Source organism: Paenibacillus sp. J22P90 (genome assembly GCF_059692195.1).
Genome location: NZ_JCAUAY010000009.1, coordinates 135,135 through 152,967 on the forward strand (window position 1 = coordinate 135,135; position 17,833 = coordinate 152,967).

Sequence of the window (17,833 nt, forward strand, 5' to 3'; positions counted from 1 at the left end):
TATTTAGGTAGCTTGTTTCATCTCTTCCGGCAATTCTAGTCGCATCGCCAGCATATCTTCACGGGTAGTAATCCATTGCTCGCGACTCGCTCTAATCATCCCCGCGTCCATAATCTTGCGGTCATTAATGATACGCGAGAACCATTTAATCGCCTCTGGAAACCGTTTCAGCCTCCGGTTCAGCTCGCCCATTAAATACATCAGCCGCGCGTTGTTTAAATCCATGCCTTCGGTCTCAAATACATTGACATACGCATCCAACGCAAAGGAGAGGAATCTCTCTTCCTGTTCCCAGTCCCCTTTGAACCGGTAAAGCCATGCCAAGTGATGCAGCAGTCCCGCAACGACGCGTGACTTCTCATTCTTGATCTGTGCGCTTAGCAGTGCCAGCTTGTAGCTTAGCAGCGCATCATCCCATGTTCGTTCTCGGCAAAAATCGCGCATCGACCAGTTCTGCGAGACCTTCTCATAAAAAGTTTCCCGCTGTGCTTGGCTCCACTTATCCGAAAAATTTTCGGAATGGGCATACCCGCAAAAAGGGCAAATCCGTACGACATAGTAATCAGGATTAATGTCCTTGTAGTGAAGGCAGAAGTCAGCGTCTGACTTGCTGGCTTTTTTGAAGCTTGGCCGAACCTTCATCGTTTTAAAGGAATTCGTACAGAAGGTACAAGTCACTGAAATTTCATATAAGGGTTCGACCACTGAAAATCCCGCCTTTTCCCAAAGTTATGTAGTGAGAAGACCAGACTAGTCTTCCTCAGGTGTATTTACGAAATGATAGGCAGAACCTCTAAGTCGTTCAATGAGAAAAGCCTTAAGATCTTCAGGCATGCCGATATCAGCCATCGCTTCTGTCATACAAGCTAACCATGCATCCGCATGCTCTCTTGTGATCGGAAATGGCATATGCCGTGCTCGCATCATCGGATGACCATGGGCATCTGAGTACAAGGTCGGGCCACCGAAGAATTGGGTCAAAAATAACTTCTGTTTCTCAATAACGGGTCCTATATTAGCGGGAAAGAGCGGCGAAAGTAACGGATGCTGCTGTACTCTCGGATAGAAAGCTTCTACCAAACGACCTACCGTCTCCGCCCCCCCCATTAACTCAAAAATGGTTCTGTTCTTGCTCTCTGACATGCTAGTAAACCTCGCAATTCATAATCAATAGTTCTCTAAATCCTCATCCCCTGCATGCATAAGCGTTTCTCGAATGACAAACACAAACGAACATACAACTATTCCGGCAATGACACCTGTCATTTGAATCACTCCCGTTGTATAGGATTTAAGTTAACCTAGTTCTATTTTACCATAAAAACAAGGACTGAACAGTACCGTGGACATAGAAATTCGGGACGGCATGTATGTCCAAGCTTTTTCATATAGTTGAGTAAGAGGAGGTATCGACCGTTTATGCCTAAACAAGACTTCACCCCTGCATTACTCATGTCCTTCGTCATTATTGCCATTATTGTCTGCCTAGTTCTATTCCCGCATGTAGGGTTTCAATCCGCTCTCCGCGGCGTTTCCATTTGGTGGGATGTGCTCTTCCCAGCACTGTTCCCTTTCTTCGTCATCTCCGAAATTATGCTCGGCTTCGGGATCGTTCACTTCTTCGGAACGCTGCTCGATCCCATGATGCGTCCCGTCTTCCGCATCCCCGGTATCGGCGGGTTCGTCATGGCCATGGGCTTCGCGGCTGGTTATCCTGTCGGCGCAAAGCTAACGGCGCAGCTCTGGGAACAGAAGCTGGTCAATAGGGAAGAAGGCGAACGTCTAGTTGCCTTCACGACGAGCTCGGATCCGATATTTCTAATCGGAGCCGTCTCGATCGGATTCTTTCATGACGCTTCGTTAGCCATGATACTAGCCGTTGCCCATTATGGAGGCTCGTTCCTCATTGGCCTCATCATGCGGTTTCACGGCAAGAAGAGTGTGCCTACGCCGCAACCACCGAAGAGCACCGCGAAGATATGGAAGCAGGCTTTTGAGACGATGCATCATGCAAGATTACAGGATGGAAGACCTCTCGGTGTATTATTAAGCCAATCTATTATGCAATCTCTCCGCTTAATGTTCGTTGTAGGTGGACTTGTTGTCTTCTTCTCCGTCGTGCTTGATGTTCTCACATCGGCTCAGGTCATGAATGTGTTCTATATGTTGATTACCTCCCTCTTAACCATTACTGGATTACCACACGAGCTTTCACAAGCTGTCATGAATGGATTATTTGAAGTCACGCTTGGTGCCAAAGCTGCCGGAGGTGCACCTGCCGAGCTTGCCCTTTCAAGTAAAGTCGCCATTGGCGCCTTCATCCTCTCTTGGGCCGGCATGTCCGTCCATGCTCAAATTGTGAGCTTATTAAGCCATACGAATATGCGATACCTCCCTTTTCTTTTTGCCCGCCTTCTTCATGGATTTCTCTCTGCTGCTATTGTTCTCCTGATTTGGGAGCCTATGCAGCGATTGCGCAGCCCACAAGCCGTATTCTCGCCACACTATGAGGCAAGCGCCCCCATTATGAGCTATGTAAAGCTTATTTTTCCGATAAGTGCGATGGTCTTTGTTGGTGCTTTTGCTGTCATCATGGGTCTCTTCCTCGCATATTCCTTACTTAAACTGGTGTATGAAAAGGTTGGTGGAACAAGATAATATGGGTAACTACGAACATGTTTATAAAGGGAGAGAATTTTCAGATATGATAGCTGCCGTCCCCCAAGAGGCGAATGGTTTACCGCAGGCGATTGTGCGATTAAATGAGCTTGCTTTTAATTTATGGTTCAGTTGGAACCATGATGCGCTGCAGCTTTTTGAAAGCATGGACCCTGCTCGTTGGAAAGCCCTCGGTCATAATCCTGTTCGATTGCTCCAAGAACTCGATGCTGCACAGCTCACTGCACTAAGTCAGGAGCGTGGATTTGTGGAGCGTTATCTTCAAGTGATGGCGAGATTCGATACGTATATGAATGAACCAGCTTGGTTCCAAAACAATTATACTGACAAAAGCTATGTGCAAATTGCTTATTTCTCCGCTGAATTTGGTTTTCATGAATCGCTCCCGATTTATTCTGGCGGGCTTGGCATTCTAGCGGGCGATCATATCAAATCATCCAGTGATCTGGGGCTGCCTCTTGCGGGCGTTGGTCTCCTCTACAAGAAAGGCTATTTCACTCAAAAGATTGATGCTAGCGGCAGTCAACAAAGTGAATTATATCCTTTTGACTTTAAGCAATTGCCGATTCGACCTGTAATTCAAAATGACCAACAACTCACGGTAACTTTGAACATTGCCGGTCGCACGATCACCCTGCTCGTTTGGGCAGCTAAGGTAGGACGTAGTTTGGTCTTTTTACTCGATACCGACCATGAAGCGAATCAGGACGCGGATAAAGCGCTGACCGCACAGCTCTATGGCGGCGATCAAGACATGCGTATAGCCCAGGAAATGGTATTGGGCATCGGTGGCGTTAAAGCACTAAGAGCGCTGGGTATTTATCCAAATGTGTACCATATCAATGAAGGTCACGCGGCTTTCCTAACGCTAGAGCGTTTGAAGGAACTGATTCATTTGGGCCTTCCTTTTCATGTTGCAGTAGAGACTGTTCGCTCGGCTACCGTATTCACGACCCATACTCCTGTTCCCGCGGGTCATGATACGTTCTCCGTCGGGATGGTCGAACATTATCTCGGCCACCTGTTTAGCGAGCTGCCTAAGCAAAAGCAAAACATTATCTCGTTAGGGCTAGATCATAAGTCCGGACAATTCAATATGACACATTTGGCGATGAATACGGCTGGGCTGCGTAATGGTGTTAGCAAATTGCATGGTCAAGTTTCCCGCGAAATGTTCAAAGAATTTCACGGCCATATCGATGCGACCGAGGTACCCATTAGCTCCATCACGAATGGTGTTCACTTGGATACATGGACAGCAGCGGCGTGGAAAGAGCTGCTCGATCGCTTCCTCCCTGGCACATGGCGGACGGAGCAGTCTAATGTGCATCAATGGGCACAGATTGAGGTCATTCCCGATGAATCCATTTGGAAAGTACATCAACATCTGAAGGAGGACTTGGTGCGTTTTGCTCGCAACAGTCTCATGGAGCAGCGCAGACGCAATGGGGAATCCGAAGAACGGATCGAAGAGGTTCGACACTATTTAAATCCTAAAGCCCTTACAATTGGCTTCGCTAGACGCTTCGCCACGTACAAAAGGGCTAATCTTATTTTCAATGATTTGTATCGACTGAAGCAATTAATCAATGATCCCAATAGGCCCGTGCAGTTTATTTTTGCCGGCAAGGCCCACCCTGCTGACTACCCAGGTCAAGATCTCATTCGAGAGATTTACCGCATCTCCCAGTTGAAAGAATTTCTCGGTAAAATCGTGATTCTCGAGAATTATGATATCAACATGGCTAGGTACCTCGTGCAAGGTGTCGACGTCTGGTTAAATAACCCTCGCAGACCCCTTGAGGCTAGCGGTACCAGCGGCCAGAAGGCTGCCTTGAACGGTGTCCTTAATTTCAGCGTGCTGGACGGCTGGTGGGAAGAAGGCTACAACGGCTTGAATGGTTGGGCGATCGGATCTGCTGGAACCGCGGACTGGGCCGCCCAGGAAAAAGAAAATACGAAAGCGATTTATCACCTGTTGGAGAATGAGATTATTCCGCTTTACTACAATCAAGGCGAGATTCCTCATCAATGGATTGCACGTATGAAGCGATCCGTTCAATCGCTCAGCCCTGTCTACAACACACACCGCATGGTGCAGGACTATACGAAGCTTACGTATTTGCCAACAGCCAAGCGCGCTCAACTTTTTGTCGCGAATCAATACGATGTGGCTACGAAGGTGGCGGATTACAAACAATTTATCCGCAACAACTGGCATCAGGTCAGAATTATGCACATTGATGATCATTCGAATAAATCTACATCCGAGGTTCCGTTGGCTGAAATTCCACCGTCTACGAAAGAGATATCCGCACAAATTCACTTTGGCCCCATCTGGCCGCAAGATACGGCAGTAGAAGTCATTTATTACGCGGAAAATGGCGAAACATGGGAGCAAAAAATCGTTCTGATGGCTCCCGTTGGAGAGCTCATTGAGCAATCTCAAAGCTTCCAAGCGACCATTCCAGCCCATCTTATCCATGGGCCTCACTTTTCGATTCGTGTGCGCCCCATCTCGTCCAACTTCGCACATTCGTTTGAACTCTCTCTCGTTACGAGCACCTTGTCTTAACAATAAAATCGCATAACCATCGATAAAGCCCCGTTTGGGGCTTTTCTTATTGACTTAGATAACTTATGATGAGAAGAGAATTTATAAGATGTACAGGCAGATGTGAATGTAAATCTAACGACTTGGTGATGCTATGGATTGGAATAAGGTACTAGAATTGGCTACTTTTTCGCCAAATCAGGATTGTCATATTATCATTGTTGGTGAATCAAAAGATGGACAGCCTTTCTGCTTTGAAGATAACTTTACTATCGACAAAATAAGTGAAAATTCGATAACGGTGTGTCTGGAGCAATTGGGTTTATACCCCTTTGACAAGCTCGATCATGTTTCTTTCGTTGAATTTTCTTTCAAAGATGGCGCACTTTTATATTACGCTTATGTTGATTTGCTTCAGCTTGAACTTAAGAAGACGATCTGTTACCTGACCCTATCACTGCCAGAAGAAGTTTTATTGCATCAAAATAGACGATACCCTCGTGCAAAGCTGACTCAGCGTACACCGCTTACCTTACGTATCGCTGGTATAAGAAGCTTATCTGTTCAGAAAGGTGTCGCTTTTACCGGACAACTCCTAGATATCAGTGCAGGTGGTTTATCCTTTGTCACATCCAACCGGCTTTTCTTTCCATTGATTTTGGAGTTTAGCTTTATTCTTCCGAGCTTCACTGGGCCGATCACTGTCTATGGTGAAATTATTAGGGTTACGCATTTCAGCAACGATAGCTATCGGGTGGCAGCGGAATTTCGGCATACCCCTGAATCCATTCTCCAAGAAATCGATTCCTACTGCTCATCTTTTTGATGCAGGATACATCTAATTTATATGAAAACTCTTAGGAGGAAAAAGATTGAAATATAACGTCATTGAACGAGGCGATGACATCTCCAAGGGGCTGACCGAACGGTTCCACTCTCTCGCCGCTAAGCAAGGCATGCCAAGGGATGAAGAACATCCCGATATCGTCCTGTCTATTGGCGGAGACGGTACGATGCTCCAAGCTTTTCATAAATATGTCGACAAGTTAGATCACATTGCATTCGTGGGTATCCATACCGGACACCTTGGCTTTTTTGCGGATTGGAAGCCTGATGAGCTGGATCATCTTGCATCACTTATGTTCAGCGTGGCAACACCTGAAGAGCTGCATGTTGTACGTTACCCCGTTGTCGAGATCGAAATTACGACAGATAAAGGCGTTGAAACGCATCTCTCACTGAACGAATTTACGATCAGAGGCATCGAAGTTTCGCTGGTTGCAAGACTCGATGTGAATGATGAAATGTTCGAAATGTTCCGCGGTGACGGCATTTGTATTTCTTCCCCAGCAGGCAGTACAGCTTACAACAAGAGCTTGGGCGGCGCTATGGTACATCCATCGCTGGAAGCTATTCAAATTGCGGAGATCGCGTCGATAAACAATCGCGTGTACCGTACGCTTGGTTCATCCATGATTTTACCGAAGCATCATCACTGTGACATTTATCCGAAAGCCCAACAAAATATGCTGCTGTCCTTAGACCATTTGTATATGCAGCGTGAGGATGTTGTCTCCATTCGCTGCCGTGTGGCTTCCAATGTGAAAGTGAAATTCGCTCGGTTCCGTCCGTTTCCTTTCTGGAATCGTGTTCGTGAAGCATTCGTCGGCCTCGAAGTGAAGTAAAATAAACGGAATGACAAAACGCCATCTGCTCTCCACGATTGTTGGAGTTCAGATGGCGTTTTTATATGGCCATTACGGATTAAACTGTCGTTGAGCTTATAACGTCAGCAGGTGTTTGCTGCTTTGGCGCGTTAACCTTCTCGATAATAAAATACGCACAGCCGAAGTTGCAGTACTCATTCAAGTAATCTTGCAACGCTGCGATCGACGTTTCTTTCGTCGCCTTCGGGTGGATTTCTTTGAAGAACCCTCTCAGTCGTAATTGACTGTAGCCCCAATCGCCCACGATATAATCGTACCGCTCTAAGACTTCGCTGAAGCGTTCTTTGAACACTTCGAAATTCCAACCATTTTTGTGGTCGGTGACAAGCTCATAGGTTTTATTAGCAATATGAATCATGGTGGTAGGAAGCTCTCCTTTCGATGATCCGTTCAATGAATGTTAAACGCTGGATGCCGCTTGTACCTGTGCGTGCGCGTGATAGGAGCTGCGTACCAAAGGCCCTGACTCCACATGCTTGAAGCCGCGTTTCATGCCTTCTTCCTTCAACTGAGCAAACTGTTCAGGTGTATAATATTTGGATACAGATAAATGTGTCGTAGACGGCTGCAAGTATTGACCGATCGTCATAATATCACAACCGACTTCACGCAGGTCTTCCATCGTTTGAAGCAGCTCGTCCCACTCTTCCCCTACGCCAATCATTACACTGGATTTCGTTGGAATTGATGGGGCTAGCTGTTTAGAACGCTGCAGCAGCTCGAGTGAGCGACGATATTTCGCTTTGGAACGGACACGATCTGACATCCGCTCAACCGTCTCCATATTGTGATTGAGAATGTCAGGCTTTGCCTCCAGCACGGTAGCTAGTGACTCTTCTCGACCTAAAAAGTCAGGAATAAGCACCTCAACTGTGCAAAGTGGCAGTTTGCGCCGAATCGCCTTGATCGTTTCCGCGAAAATCATCGCGCCGCCATCTGTTAAATCATCCCGTGCTACGGACGTAACTACACAGTGACGAAGACCCATTTGTAGTGCTGCGTCTGCCACGCGTTCTGGTTCTTCCAAATCAAGCTCAGTCGGGAGACCAGTTTTAACTGCACAGAACCGACATGCACGCGTACAAATATCGCCTAATATCATAAAAGTCGCTGTCCGATTCGCCCAGCATTCATGAATGTTCGGACACTTGGCTTCTTCACAAACGGTATGCAGCGTTTTGGAACGCATCATAGACTTGATTTCTTTAAAATTCTCATCGGTTTTGAGATTAATTTTTAACCAGTCTGGTTTTCTCTCTAATACTTTTCTAGGCACTATAATTCCCGCCTTTTTATTTGGTTTCTCAATGATGTTATTATAACATGAATGACTGACAAAACAATCCACTTTGGGGGTCAGTTGTGATACACTTGTTTAGATGGACCAAAACAGCTCAGCTTACTACATAAAGGCTGTATGGGAGGATAGAAACATGAGCATAAAAGAAATAACGCAAGTCACGCGCGAGAAAGATCGCAAGCTTGGTGAAATTTTAAGAAATATGGGCCGTGTCATTGTTGCCTTCTCTGGAGGCGTTGACAGTACATTCGTCCTCAAACGTGCACAGCAAGAGCTTGGTGATCAAGTGCTTGCCGTAACCGCAGCGTCTGAAACATTTCCCACGAGGGAGTTCGATGCCGCAGCACAACTAGCCGAACAATTTGGCGTTCGCTTGCACAAAACAGAGGTAAAGGAATTGGAGAACGCGAATTTCGTTGCCAATAATCCTGACCGTTGTTACCACTGCAAGACGGGGCTTTATTCCCATTTACAAGATATCGCGAAAGAACTGGGATATCCGTATATCTTGGATGGTTCCAATGTTGACGATCTAGGCGACTATAGACCAGGTCTTCAAGCGAAGAATGAGCAAGGCGTCCGCAGTACGCTGCAGGAAGCTGGTTTAACCAAAGACGAGATCCGAGCGCTTTCCAAAGAACTCGGTCTAAGCACATGGAACAAGCCTTCCTTTGCTTGCTTGTCTTCCCGTATCCCATATGGGACACAAATTGAAAAGTGGAAAATTGACCAATTGGACGAAGGCGAATACTTCTTGTCCCAGCTTGGTCTATATCAAGTTCGTGTGCGCCACCATGAGAAAATTGCTCGGATTGAAGTCATGCCAGATGAAATTCATAAAGTCGTTGAACATCGCGATGCGATTTATGAAAAATTCAGCAAGCTTGGCTTTACGTATGTCACGTTAGACCTGCAAGGCTACCGCACGGGCAGCATGAATGAAGTGCTGTCTCAGGAAACGAAAGATAAGGTGAAAGAAGCTTCCTTATGATGGACTTAGAGAAAATCCTAAAACTCGTTCAGACCGGTGATCTGGATATAGAAGAAGCCAAAAAGCAAATCATCAAGGAAGGCGGCTCAGGTCCCGCCAACCTTGATCTTGGATTTGCGCAGCTCGACATCGATCGCGAGAAGCGTACGGGCTTCCCCGAGGTCATTTTCGGGGAAGGCAAGACGCCCGAGCAGATCGAGGCGATTTTCAAGCGGCTGATGGAGCACACCGACCGCGTGCTCGCCACGCGCGTCGACGCGGCCAAAGCCGCTTATGTTGTGGCCAACGTGGCAGGTGTCACCTACCACGAAACCGCACGGGCGCTCACCTGGTTTAAGCGCCCGCTGCTCAAAGTCCACGACGGCTACATCGCCGTCGTGTGCGCAGGCACCTCCGACCTCCCTGTGGCGGAGGAGGCTGCCCTTACAGCGGAATGCCTAGGCAGCCACGTTGAACGCGTGTTCGACGTGGGTGTCGCCGGCATTCACCGGCTTTTCCGCCGGCTAGAGCTCATTCGCGGTGCGAACGCGATTGTGGTTGTGGCCGGCATGGAAGGGGCGCTCGCCAGCGTAGTCGGCGGGCTCGTCTCCAAACCGATCGTCGCTGTGCCGACGAGTATCGGTTACGGTGCGCACCTTGCAGGTGTCGCACCGCTGCTCTCCATGCTGAATAGCTGCTCCCCCGGCATTTCCGTCGTCAACATTGATAACGGCTTTGGGGCAGGCTATTATGCGGGTCTCATCAATAAAAATATGTCGAAAAGAGCGTGAACTACAACCATGCGTATTCTATATTTGGACTGCTTCTCAGGCATAAGCGGCGATATGACATTAGGCGCTCTGGTGGATGCGGGAGCAGATCGAGCTTATATTGAGGATGAGCTGTCCAAAATCAAACTAGAGCCCTACACCTTAGAATGGAAACGCGTTATCAAACGCGGTATCTCCGCTCTAAAACTGGATGTCATACTCGATCCTGAGCATCCGCCTAAGGATCATAGACATTATTCCGAAATCGTCAAAGTCATTCAAAAAGCAGAGTTCAATGAACGAGTTACGGCGCTTAGCTTAGCTATTTTCGAAAAAATTGCTATCGCTGAGGCTAAGATTCACGGTACGCCTATTGAAAAAGTACATTTCCATGAAGTCGGTGCCATCGATTCCATCGTTGACATCGTTGGTGTCGCATTAGCTATCGACTCTTTGCAAATTGAGCGTATTTACGCCTCCCCAGTACCGTTAGGCTCAGGAACCATACATATCGATCATGGGATCTATCCAGTTCCCGCTCCAGCTACACTAGAAATGATGCGAGGCGTACCTATTGCTTCAACGGACTATAGCTTGGAGATGACCACACCGACAGGTGCAGGCATTATTTCCGGGATTGTAGATGAATTCTCCAAAAGCTTCCCGCCGATGGTCGTTGACAGCATTGGTTATGGTGCAGGAACGAGAGACTTACCGAAACAGCCCAATGTACTGCGTGTGGTAGTCGGCAAAGTTGACCCTTTTATCGGCAAATGGCAAATTAGTCACGAGCATCTGGCTCATGAGCACAAGCATGAACATTCCCACACGCACGATGATCATCACCATCATCATGACCATTCACACAGCCATGATCATGACCATCATTACGATCACTCACACAGCCATGATCATGATCATCATCACGATCACTCACATAGCCATGATCACGACCATCATCACGATCATTCTCACACTCACTCGCATCATGGAGCTGCCACTTCTGGCACGCCTCAATAGTCACATACACGACAAACGCCCTTCCATTATTGTGGAAGAGCGTTTTTTTCTCTTTTCTGCTGCAAAAATAACAACCTAACTTCCTCATACACCATCTTCAGTGGAACTTTATGCTCCCTTGCGACGAGCTCACATTCCTTAAATTCAGGTGCATATTGCACTAATTTTCCCGCATGGTAACCAACTTTTACGGTTAAGGGTCCCCAAGGTGTCTCAACTCGTTCAAACTCTCTCGCTAGTCGGTGGCAAGAAGCATGTACATATCGAATACCTAGTGTCGTTGATTCACTAAAAATAATTTCCTCAATAAGAGAAAGCCTTTCCTCGTCCACAAGCACATTCAACATCATACCAGGACGCCCGCGTTTCATAATAATCGGTACAACATATACATCATTTGCCCCTGCATCAAACAGCTTATCCATGATATAGGTCATCCACTCCGGATTCATATCATCCAAATTAGCCTGAACTAACAGCATATGATCGTCAACATGCTCTTCCCTATGGTTAAAAGCCACACATACCACCTCTTATTGGCATCATAGCAAATATCCCGGGGCAACGAAAGGTTGAAGGATAAACAAGTTAACATCCGTACATCCTAAGAACTAACATTTCAGGAAGGATGATAGAGATGCAAAGCAGCGCATTTTGGTCAAAGGTTCTCGTCCTTAGCCTCCTCCTATCGACTGTCACACCAGCACTTTCTTCACATCTTGACCTCGCACATGCTATGGTAAATAACCAAATTACTCCCACACCAAGTTCCCAACCCATGAAATATACACAAGCGGAACGGAAGGAGCTGTTTGAAAGAATAAGCTTACTCTCGGGAATCCCTTGGACTTATCTAGCTGCCGTAGATCAATATGAGAAAACGATGAATGCCGTCAGGAAAAGAAAAAATGTTCATCAAGGCATGACGAATATTTACTTCTCTGAACTCGCCTGGGCTGGCTTGCTCAATCCAGATCCGGAAGACACGAATTTGAAAAGTGTCGCCTTTTTCCACGGCTTAGGACGTGACGGATCAGGAGATGGCGTCGCAGACCGCACCAATGATTTGGATGTCCTAGCAACAATGGCTGCCATTTTAAGCAAAAACGGAACAAAACTAGACAATTTACAAATCAATCTATGGCAATATTACCAAAATGCTCGAAGCGTCGATCGCATTCGGCAATTTGCAGCTATCTATGAGACTTTGGGGACATTAGAAGCGAACGAACATGCCTTTCCGCTTCCTATTTCAGCCGATTACTCTTATCGCAGCACTTGGGGAGATAGTCGCGGCTGGGGTGGGCACAGAACCCACGAAGGTACCGATCTATTCGCTCACTATGGCGTTCCTGTAAGAAGCACCTGCTATGGCATCGTTGAGATTAAAGGCTGGAATCCCTACGGCGGCTGGCGAATTGGCATTCGCGACTTAAACAATATTTATCATTATTACGCCCACCTATCAGGTTTTCAAAAGAACATCAAAATCAACGACATCGTTAAACCTGGACAAACCCTTGGTTGGGTTGGCAGCTCAGGCTATGGGAAACCCGGCACATCGGGCAAATTTCCGCCTCATCTCCATTTTGGACTGTATCGCGATAATGGCACAACCGAATGGAGTTACGATCCTTATCCTTCCTTGCGAAGATGGGAGCGTGAGGATCGGAATAAAAAGAAATAAATGAAACCCACCTGGTCAAGGTGGGTTTTTGTTTATCGTTGGTAATGTAATACTTGGCGGGCTGCCTTCCTTAGAGCTGCCGACTGGATTACCTTTGTTATCATAATAGTATGTAGGTACATCGCCAACAACAAGAGAATAGGAAATTGGAATTTCTGTTTCCACGATTTCAGTTTCCGTATCAAACGGAATAATGACTGAGACTTCCGCAATAATGTGTACGTATACTTCGAACATAACCATATTAATGCCAACATTTTGCGTACGGGTATTCAAATCCACCTTCACATTTCCAACAGGAAGCAATCTTATAGGGACATCGGGTCCAAAAGAAGCGAGAATCGCACTATTCATAGCCTGCCCTATCGGAACATGATCGGAAATGCTTTGCAAATTGTTAAGCTCACCCTGAACAGTTTTAATCGCTTCCGAGGTAATCCGCATATGCTCGTTATAATTTAGCATGAAGCCTGTGATTTTATTGTTTTTATCCATTTTCCAATCAATTAATTGCTCAGCATTCGTTCCACCTGCAACATGTTCGGCTATCGCGCTATTAATCGCTTGTGTGGCAATCTGTTTAACTCGTACCTTGGCCAAATTCATCAAAGGCGGTCGAAGATTTCGTTCTATAAAAATAAAAAATTGAATGCAAAACAAGACAAAGATGAGCAGACCGATCCACAGCACCTTTTTACGGCTAGTTTTCACAGTTGGTCTACTTCTCCATCGTCGTCTCTGCAGCATGCTGTTCCCCCTTTCTCTGCCTGTACCCATTAGTACTACCTTATGCGGACATGGTATGAAAAAGACGATCGAGCAGTTGTTCCCCTCAGTACTTTATGCGCTACATGCCTCTAATTTATTGAAAATAGATCATACGTTTGGTAATATAGGATAAGAACAAATGTTTCCTTTTCTCATTTTCAGGGGGCGTTGATACATGGATTTTTCAAGCTTGTCCTACGAACAATTTCAAGCATACTTTTCATCGGAAGCTATATGCATTGACTTTCTTTATCAGACGAAATGGCCAAAAGGCTTTCGCTGCCCACGCTGTAAGCATCGCCATGCCTATACGATTACTACTCGGCGCTTACCTTTATATGAATGCTCCTACTGCCAACAGATCCGCCCAGGATGTGGCTTAACTGTTAAGGTAGATTCAATTAAGGGCGGAAATGGCGAGCCTCTTCTTTAATCTTCTTCCTGAGCCTTGGGGATAGTGTCCATAGTGAGTAGATGTTGGAATAGGGGGCACGCTTGGGAGGGGGAAGGTTTCCATTTGGAGCTGATAAAAGGCTTAGAATAATAAAAAAGCCCTCAACGCCATTACGAGGATGGTGTGAGAGCTAATTGGATACGAATAAAATTAGTGCGTGGATGGTGTCAGCGCTGTGCCGCCAAGTCCGCTTGGGGTACTGCTTGTTTTAGTTAATGCGATTTTATCGACCATCGCACCATCTTCTCTTACTTTGATATACAACGTGTGCGACCCTGTTGAGAGGGAAATGGAGCTGCTTGGCTTTTTCCAAGCCCAGCTGCCTGCACTGCCCGTTGTTACTTGGTAGTTACTACCTGAATCAACAGCCACGTTAAAGCTGTCTGAGCTGCCATCTGGACCTTGTGAAAGCAAGTAGATGTAGAAAGAGCCTCCGTTTGTGACTTCCAGGTCGTATTTGAGGTAGCTTGTATCGCTATCTCCCGAGCCATTTGCTGTTAGCATGTTCGCCGACCCGGAGCAAGCAGAGCAGGTTCCTTGTGTAAATGTTCCTGTTTTAGCTGTATATGTTTCAGCTTCCAGATAGGAGACAACACTGCCATTTACATTATAGTAAAGTGATCCTGTGCCACCGCTTGCAAGTGTCGTGACGGAAGCAACTATACTTGCCACAGAAGCGTTGCCTGCAGCATCTTTAGCAATGACTGTGTAATTGTATGCAGTTGATGCCGTTAGACCAGAATCACTGTACGAAGGTGTTGATGAAGTGCCAACCTTCACCCCATTGCGATAGACGTCATAGCCTGTAACAGCCACGTTGTCTGTTGCTGCTGTCCACCCCAGTTGTACTTGTGAGTTAGACACTGCTGTTGCTGTCAGTCCAGTTGGTACGGAAGGTGCTTGTGTGTCTGGTGTTGGCGCAACGGGAGCATAGCGCTCCATGATTAAGCTCGTTTTTAGAACATCGGATTGCACTAACCAACCTTTGGTTGTAAGTAAATTCATCAGTTCGGTTCTTGCGCTTGTCGCTTCACTCAGGGTGTCTGCCTTAAAGGATGCTTCAACGATGTCTTCCGTCCCCGTTTTAGCAGCATTTAGAATGGTCCAAACTTCGATATCTAGATCGTAATCATCAAAGGTCCCCTCGTACCTTTTAAAATCAATAGGCCCATAAATAACGGAGTTATTTAATTGAGTTGTTCCCCATCCTGAACTCGTCCAGTTTTTAAACTGGCTTGGAGCGTTGGAGACAGAAACAGATTGTGAGGTAGCTAAGTTCGGTATATTGAGACCACTGCCGCTATACCCTGACACAGTTACATCTTTTTCGTATTGGACGCTTAATGTCTGTTTACTGAACGTCCAGTCAACTTGAAAGGTAAATCCTGAAGCGGAGCTACTCAAGCCATCGTTCGCTGCTGTTGTTAAGGCCCCTGTAATATCGCCATTTGTGACGGGATAGCGTTTTTTGAATTGCAGTTGATGCGTGCTGTCGCTGCTTTTCTTACGAATACGATCACTCCAGCCTTGTGCATCCATCGCACCTGTTGCTGTATCCATGTATTGAACACGATAGCTTTTGGAGGAGGACCCTGTGCCGAATTGCGTACGTACACTGCTGATCAGGTTATGGCTTGAATCTACTACGATGCTTGGATTTAAATTGAACTTTACCTCGTAGTTAGGTGTACCGTTCGCTGCGGAAGCTTGCTGAGGGGTGAGGACACCACCTGTTAGAAGTAATGCAGCTACCGTTGAAGCCATGATTAACTTGGACATCTTGTGAACTTGGGACATCATTTCATCTCCTTTAGCTATTCAAAAGTTTTCTTACCGTCCTGAGCATAAAGGAGTTTTGTTCACTGATTGTCATCTGGTTTTGTGTTTTTTGTAAATAATGTCAGAATTACAGCAAAAAAGAGAGAGCAATCTCTGCTCTCCCTTCCTTTATGAACCCTTCAACAGCTCATCAAGCTCGTCCCAAGACGTTATCCGCGGCAAATCCAAATGCCGATTATAAGATCTGTCTTTCACACATATGCGAACGGGTAATTGAGTCAATGTCTCCAGGACCTTTGGTTTATCATCAAAATAATAATCCAGCTCTAGCGCCTCAATGATATGCACTTTCTCGGAATCACTCATCCCGCAGTAGAAATGCCCCTCTGCCACTGGGAATCCGTTGTCCAGCAGCCATTGTCGCGTTCGTTCTGTGTGTTCTTTATTTCTCGCCGTAATGTAGTATACCTCATGGCCTTGCGCCACCAGCTCGTTCAAGACTTCGCGCGCATGCGGAAAGATGGCACAGTCTGAATAATAAATTTCATCGCGCAGGCTGTGCCAGAGCTTACCGCCTTCCTCTTTGGTTAAACCAAACGCACTGTGAATTTCCATTGTAGGCAGTGCTTGGAACACCTCGAGTCCAATATTTTGCCCCAGCTTTTGGTTGTAAATATGGAAAGCATGCTCTCTCAGATTAATGAGGGTATCATCAATATCAAATCCAAATTTCATCGTCTACCCCTCCGTCGTCTGGCCTCTATTCTTTTAATTTTATCCCAAAAAGACTTACAAATACGGAGGCTTGCTCTCGAGAAATGATACAGCCGCGCAAATCCTCGATACTTACGCCAAGGCTTGTAAAATCACACGTGCTCAGGTCAATCCCATCCAGCTTGACGCCTGTAAATTGTGCTTGGTCTAACTGGCAGACCTCGAATTGCACCTTTTGCAATGCTGCTTCGTAGAAATCGGAGCTGGTCAAGGAGCAGGAATGGAAGGTGATCTGTTTGAGATTCGCCATCCGGAACGTCGCAAAGTCTCCTAAGCAATCTTGAAAAAGGATGTTTCGCAGCGTCGCTTCTGAAAGGTCCATACCGATAATTTTGCAATTCCGGAATTCGGTTCGATGGATCGTCGCTTCCGTAAAGTCAACATTGGATAAGTCACATCGGTCAAAAATAACATCCGTCAACTCAATTTCCTTCATTGAAATCCGTGTGAAGGTTACATTGCGAAAAATGACTTTATCAAACGCGACCTTATACGCAGATTGATTATCGATGACGCAATCACTAATCAAACCGGTATGGAAGCTATCTTCAGGCTCAAATTTCCTGTCATCCAACGTGATGATGGGCAATTCTTTTGGCATTTTAGGTGTATCTAGTTTAGGATTACTCATGTGAAGCTCCTTTATTATTGGGTTAGAGGCAAAAAAATAAGCCTTAACGGCTTACTTTTATAAAATGATCATCGTGGATAAGCTGTGCAGCATGAAAAATAAGGATCCCCATTTTCTTTTAATATAATTCCGGCCGCGGAACAGCCTTGTTTTAATCGTAGAAACAGGTAAATTCACTTCTAGGCTGATGTCCTCCAAGGACATATCCAAATAATATTTGTATACGATGAGGTCTTTGTATTTATCAGGTAAATCTTGAATCATTAATTCGACTTGGGTGTAGGTTTCCTGCTCGATAAGTTGAAGCTCCGGGGTTTTCTCGTGACTCACCAGCTTCTCAATCAATGGACGCTCATCTTGAGATGGAAACGAAATCGTATCCATGGAGAGCTCTTTTTTCTTCTTCCTCATTAAATCAATCGTGACATTCTTGCCAATGCTAAAGATCCAGCTAGAGAAGTTTTTGGTAGCATCAAATCGATGTGAATTCAAATGTGCCCGCAAGAAGGTCTCCTGAACAACGTCTTCGGAATCCGATTTGTTACGAAGCATACGAAAAGCTAATCGATAAATTTTATCCTTATACAGCTCCAGAAGTCGATTAAACGCTTTCGCATCTCCTTGACTCCACATTGTTGCAAGTTGACTATCGCTTAATTGCAGCATGCTAAATCTCCTTCACTTGTGAAACTACCTATCTACTATTCTACCAAATCGAAG

General features: G+C 46.0%; 18 protein-coding genes and 1 pseudogene. 9 read left to right on the forward strand and 10 right to left on the reverse strand.

The features are described 5' to 3' along the window. Nucleotides 1–3 precede the first annotated feature (3 nt). A complete protein-coding gene (locus tag AC58UX_RS26065; protein WP_497258169.1) occupies nucleotides 4–705 on the reverse strand; it encodes a DUF2225 domain-containing protein in 702 nt (233 codons plus the stop codon). A gap of 45 nt (nucleotides 706–750) precedes the next feature. Then, nucleotides 751–1,143, reverse strand: coding sequence for a globin domain-containing protein (locus tag AC58UX_RS26070; RefSeq protein WP_497258171.1), 393 nt, complete (start codon nucleotides 1,141–1,143; stop codon nucleotides 751–753). A gap of 276 nt (nucleotides 1,144–1,419) precedes the next feature. Here AC58UX_RS26070 and ylbJ point away from each other — a divergent pair, with 276 nt between their 5' ends. From ylbJ to AC58UX_RS26090, 4 genes are all read left to right on the forward strand, one after another. Next, nucleotides 1,420–2,658, forward strand: coding sequence for a sporulation integral membrane protein YlbJ (ylbJ, locus tag AC58UX_RS26075; RefSeq protein WP_497258173.1), 1,239 nt, complete (start codon nucleotides 1,420–1,422; stop codon nucleotides 2,656–2,658). A gap of 46 nt (nucleotides 2,659–2,704) precedes the next feature. Beyond that, nucleotides 2,705–5,254 carry an alpha-glucan family phosphorylase gene (gene glgP / locus AC58UX_RS26080; protein ID WP_497258175.1) on the forward strand — a complete coding sequence of 850 codons (2,550 nt, stop codon included), beginning with the start codon at nucleotides 2,705–2,707 and terminating at the stop codon, nucleotides 5,252–5,254. Between the two features lie 133 nt (nucleotides 5,255–5,387). Further along, nucleotides 5,388–6,059 (forward strand): flagellar brake protein, encoded by a 672-nt coding sequence (locus AC58UX_RS26085; RefSeq protein WP_497258177.1) that lies wholly within the window; start codon nucleotides 5,388–5,390, stop codon nucleotides 6,057–6,059. A gap of 46 nt (nucleotides 6,060–6,105) precedes the next feature. Next, nucleotides 6,106–6,918 (forward strand): NAD kinase, encoded by an 813-nt coding sequence (locus AC58UX_RS26090; RefSeq protein WP_497258179.1) that lies wholly within the window; start codon nucleotides 6,106–6,108, stop codon nucleotides 6,916–6,918. 79 nt (nucleotides 6,919–6,997) lie between these two features. Here the strand turns inward: AC58UX_RS26090 and AC58UX_RS26095 are convergent, their stop codons facing one another. Both AC58UX_RS26095 and lipA read right to left on the reverse strand, forming a co-directional pair. Further along, on the reverse strand, nucleotides 6,998–7,318 hold the full coding sequence (locus AC58UX_RS26095) for a YutD family protein (RefSeq protein ID WP_497258181.1): 321 nt from the start codon (nucleotides 7,316–7,318) through the stop codon (nucleotides 6,998–7,000). 42 nt (nucleotides 7,319–7,360) lie between these two features. Beyond that, nucleotides 7,361–8,308, reverse strand: coding sequence for a lipoyl synthase (lipA, locus tag AC58UX_RS26100; RefSeq protein WP_497258183.1), 948 nt, complete (start codon nucleotides 8,306–8,308; stop codon nucleotides 7,361–7,363). 85 nt (nucleotides 8,309–8,393) lie between these two features. On the opposite strand from lipA, the gene larE reads away from it, so the two are divergent. Genes larE through larC form a run of 3 tightly spaced genes read left to right on the forward strand, consistent with a single transcriptional unit; the run spans nucleotide 8,394 to nucleotide 11,020 of the window. Then, nucleotides 8,394–9,251 carry an ATP-dependent sacrificial sulfur transferase LarE gene (larE, locus tag AC58UX_RS26105; RefSeq protein ID WP_497258185.1) on the forward strand — a complete coding sequence of 286 codons (858 nt, stop codon included), beginning with the start codon at nucleotides 8,394–8,396 and terminating at the stop codon, nucleotides 9,249–9,251. Then, on the forward strand, nucleotides 9,248–10,021 hold the full coding sequence (larB, locus tag AC58UX_RS26110) for a nickel pincer cofactor biosynthesis protein LarB (RefSeq protein WP_497258187.1): 774 nt from the start codon (nucleotides 9,248–9,250) through the stop codon (nucleotides 10,019–10,021). Before larE ends, larB begins: the two co-directional genes overlap by 4 nt. A gap of 9 nt (nucleotides 10,022–10,030) precedes the next feature. Further along, nucleotides 10,031–11,020 (forward strand): nickel pincer cofactor biosynthesis protein LarC, encoded by a 990-nt coding sequence (gene larC, locus AC58UX_RS26115; RefSeq protein ID WP_497258189.1) that lies wholly within the window; start codon nucleotides 10,031–10,033, stop codon nucleotides 11,018–11,020. Between the two features lie 26 nt (nucleotides 11,021–11,046). Here the strand turns inward: larC and larC2 are convergent, their stop codons facing one another. Next, nucleotides 11,047–11,541, reverse strand: coding sequence for a nickel pincer cofactor biosynthesis protein LarC2 (gene larC2 / locus AC58UX_RS26120; RefSeq protein ID WP_497258191.1), 495 nt, complete (start codon nucleotides 11,539–11,541; stop codon nucleotides 11,047–11,049). A gap of 107 nt (nucleotides 11,542–11,648) precedes the next feature. On the opposite strand from larC2, the gene AC58UX_RS26125 reads away from it, so the two are divergent. Further along, nucleotides 11,649–12,707 (forward strand): M23 family metallopeptidase, encoded by a 1,059-nt coding sequence (locus tag AC58UX_RS26125; RefSeq protein WP_497258193.1) that lies wholly within the window; start codon nucleotides 11,649–11,651, stop codon nucleotides 12,705–12,707. A gap of 15 nt (nucleotides 12,708–12,722) precedes the next feature. On the opposite strand, the gene yunB is transcribed toward AC58UX_RS26125, so the two are convergent. Next, a complete protein-coding gene (gene yunB / locus AC58UX_RS26130) occupies nucleotides 12,723–13,454 on the reverse strand; it encodes a sporulation protein YunB (protein WP_497258195.1) in 732 nt (243 codons plus the stop codon). A gap of 196 nt (nucleotides 13,455–13,650) precedes the next feature. Here yunB and AC58UX_RS26135 point away from each other — a divergent pair. Then, a pseudogene (locus tag AC58UX_RS26135) lies at nucleotides 13,651–13,833 on the forward strand (transposase family protein); the annotation flags it as partial. Nucleotides 13,834–14,079: 246 nt separating this feature from the next. Here AC58UX_RS26135 and AC58UX_RS26140 read toward each other — a convergent pair. The 4 genes from AC58UX_RS26140 to AC58UX_RS26155 form a co-directional block, all read right to left on the reverse strand. After that, the gene (locus AC58UX_RS26140; RefSeq protein ID WP_497258197.1) at nucleotides 14,080–15,726 is read right to left on the reverse strand and encodes a fibronectin type III domain-containing protein; all 1,647 of its coding nucleotides are present in this window, start codon (nucleotides 15,724–15,726) and stop codon (nucleotides 14,080–14,082) included. A gap of 150 nt (nucleotides 15,727–15,876) precedes the next feature. After that, nucleotides 15,877–16,443, reverse strand: a complete 567-nt coding sequence (locus AC58UX_RS26145) for a 5' nucleotidase, NT5C type (protein ID WP_497258199.1) — start codon at nucleotides 16,441–16,443, stop codon at nucleotides 15,877–15,879. Between the two features lie 25 nt (nucleotides 16,444–16,468). Further along, nucleotides 16,469–17,113, reverse strand: coding sequence for a pentapeptide repeat-containing protein (locus AC58UX_RS26150; RefSeq protein ID WP_497258201.1), 645 nt, complete (start codon nucleotides 17,111–17,113; stop codon nucleotides 16,469–16,471). Between the two features lie 57 nt (nucleotides 17,114–17,170). After that, the gene (locus AC58UX_RS26155) at nucleotides 17,171–17,779 is read right to left on the reverse strand and encodes a sigma-70 family RNA polymerase sigma factor (protein WP_497258203.1); all 609 of its coding nucleotides are present in this window, start codon (nucleotides 17,777–17,779) and stop codon (nucleotides 17,171–17,173) included. Nucleotides 17,780–17,833: the final 54 nt, after the last annotated feature.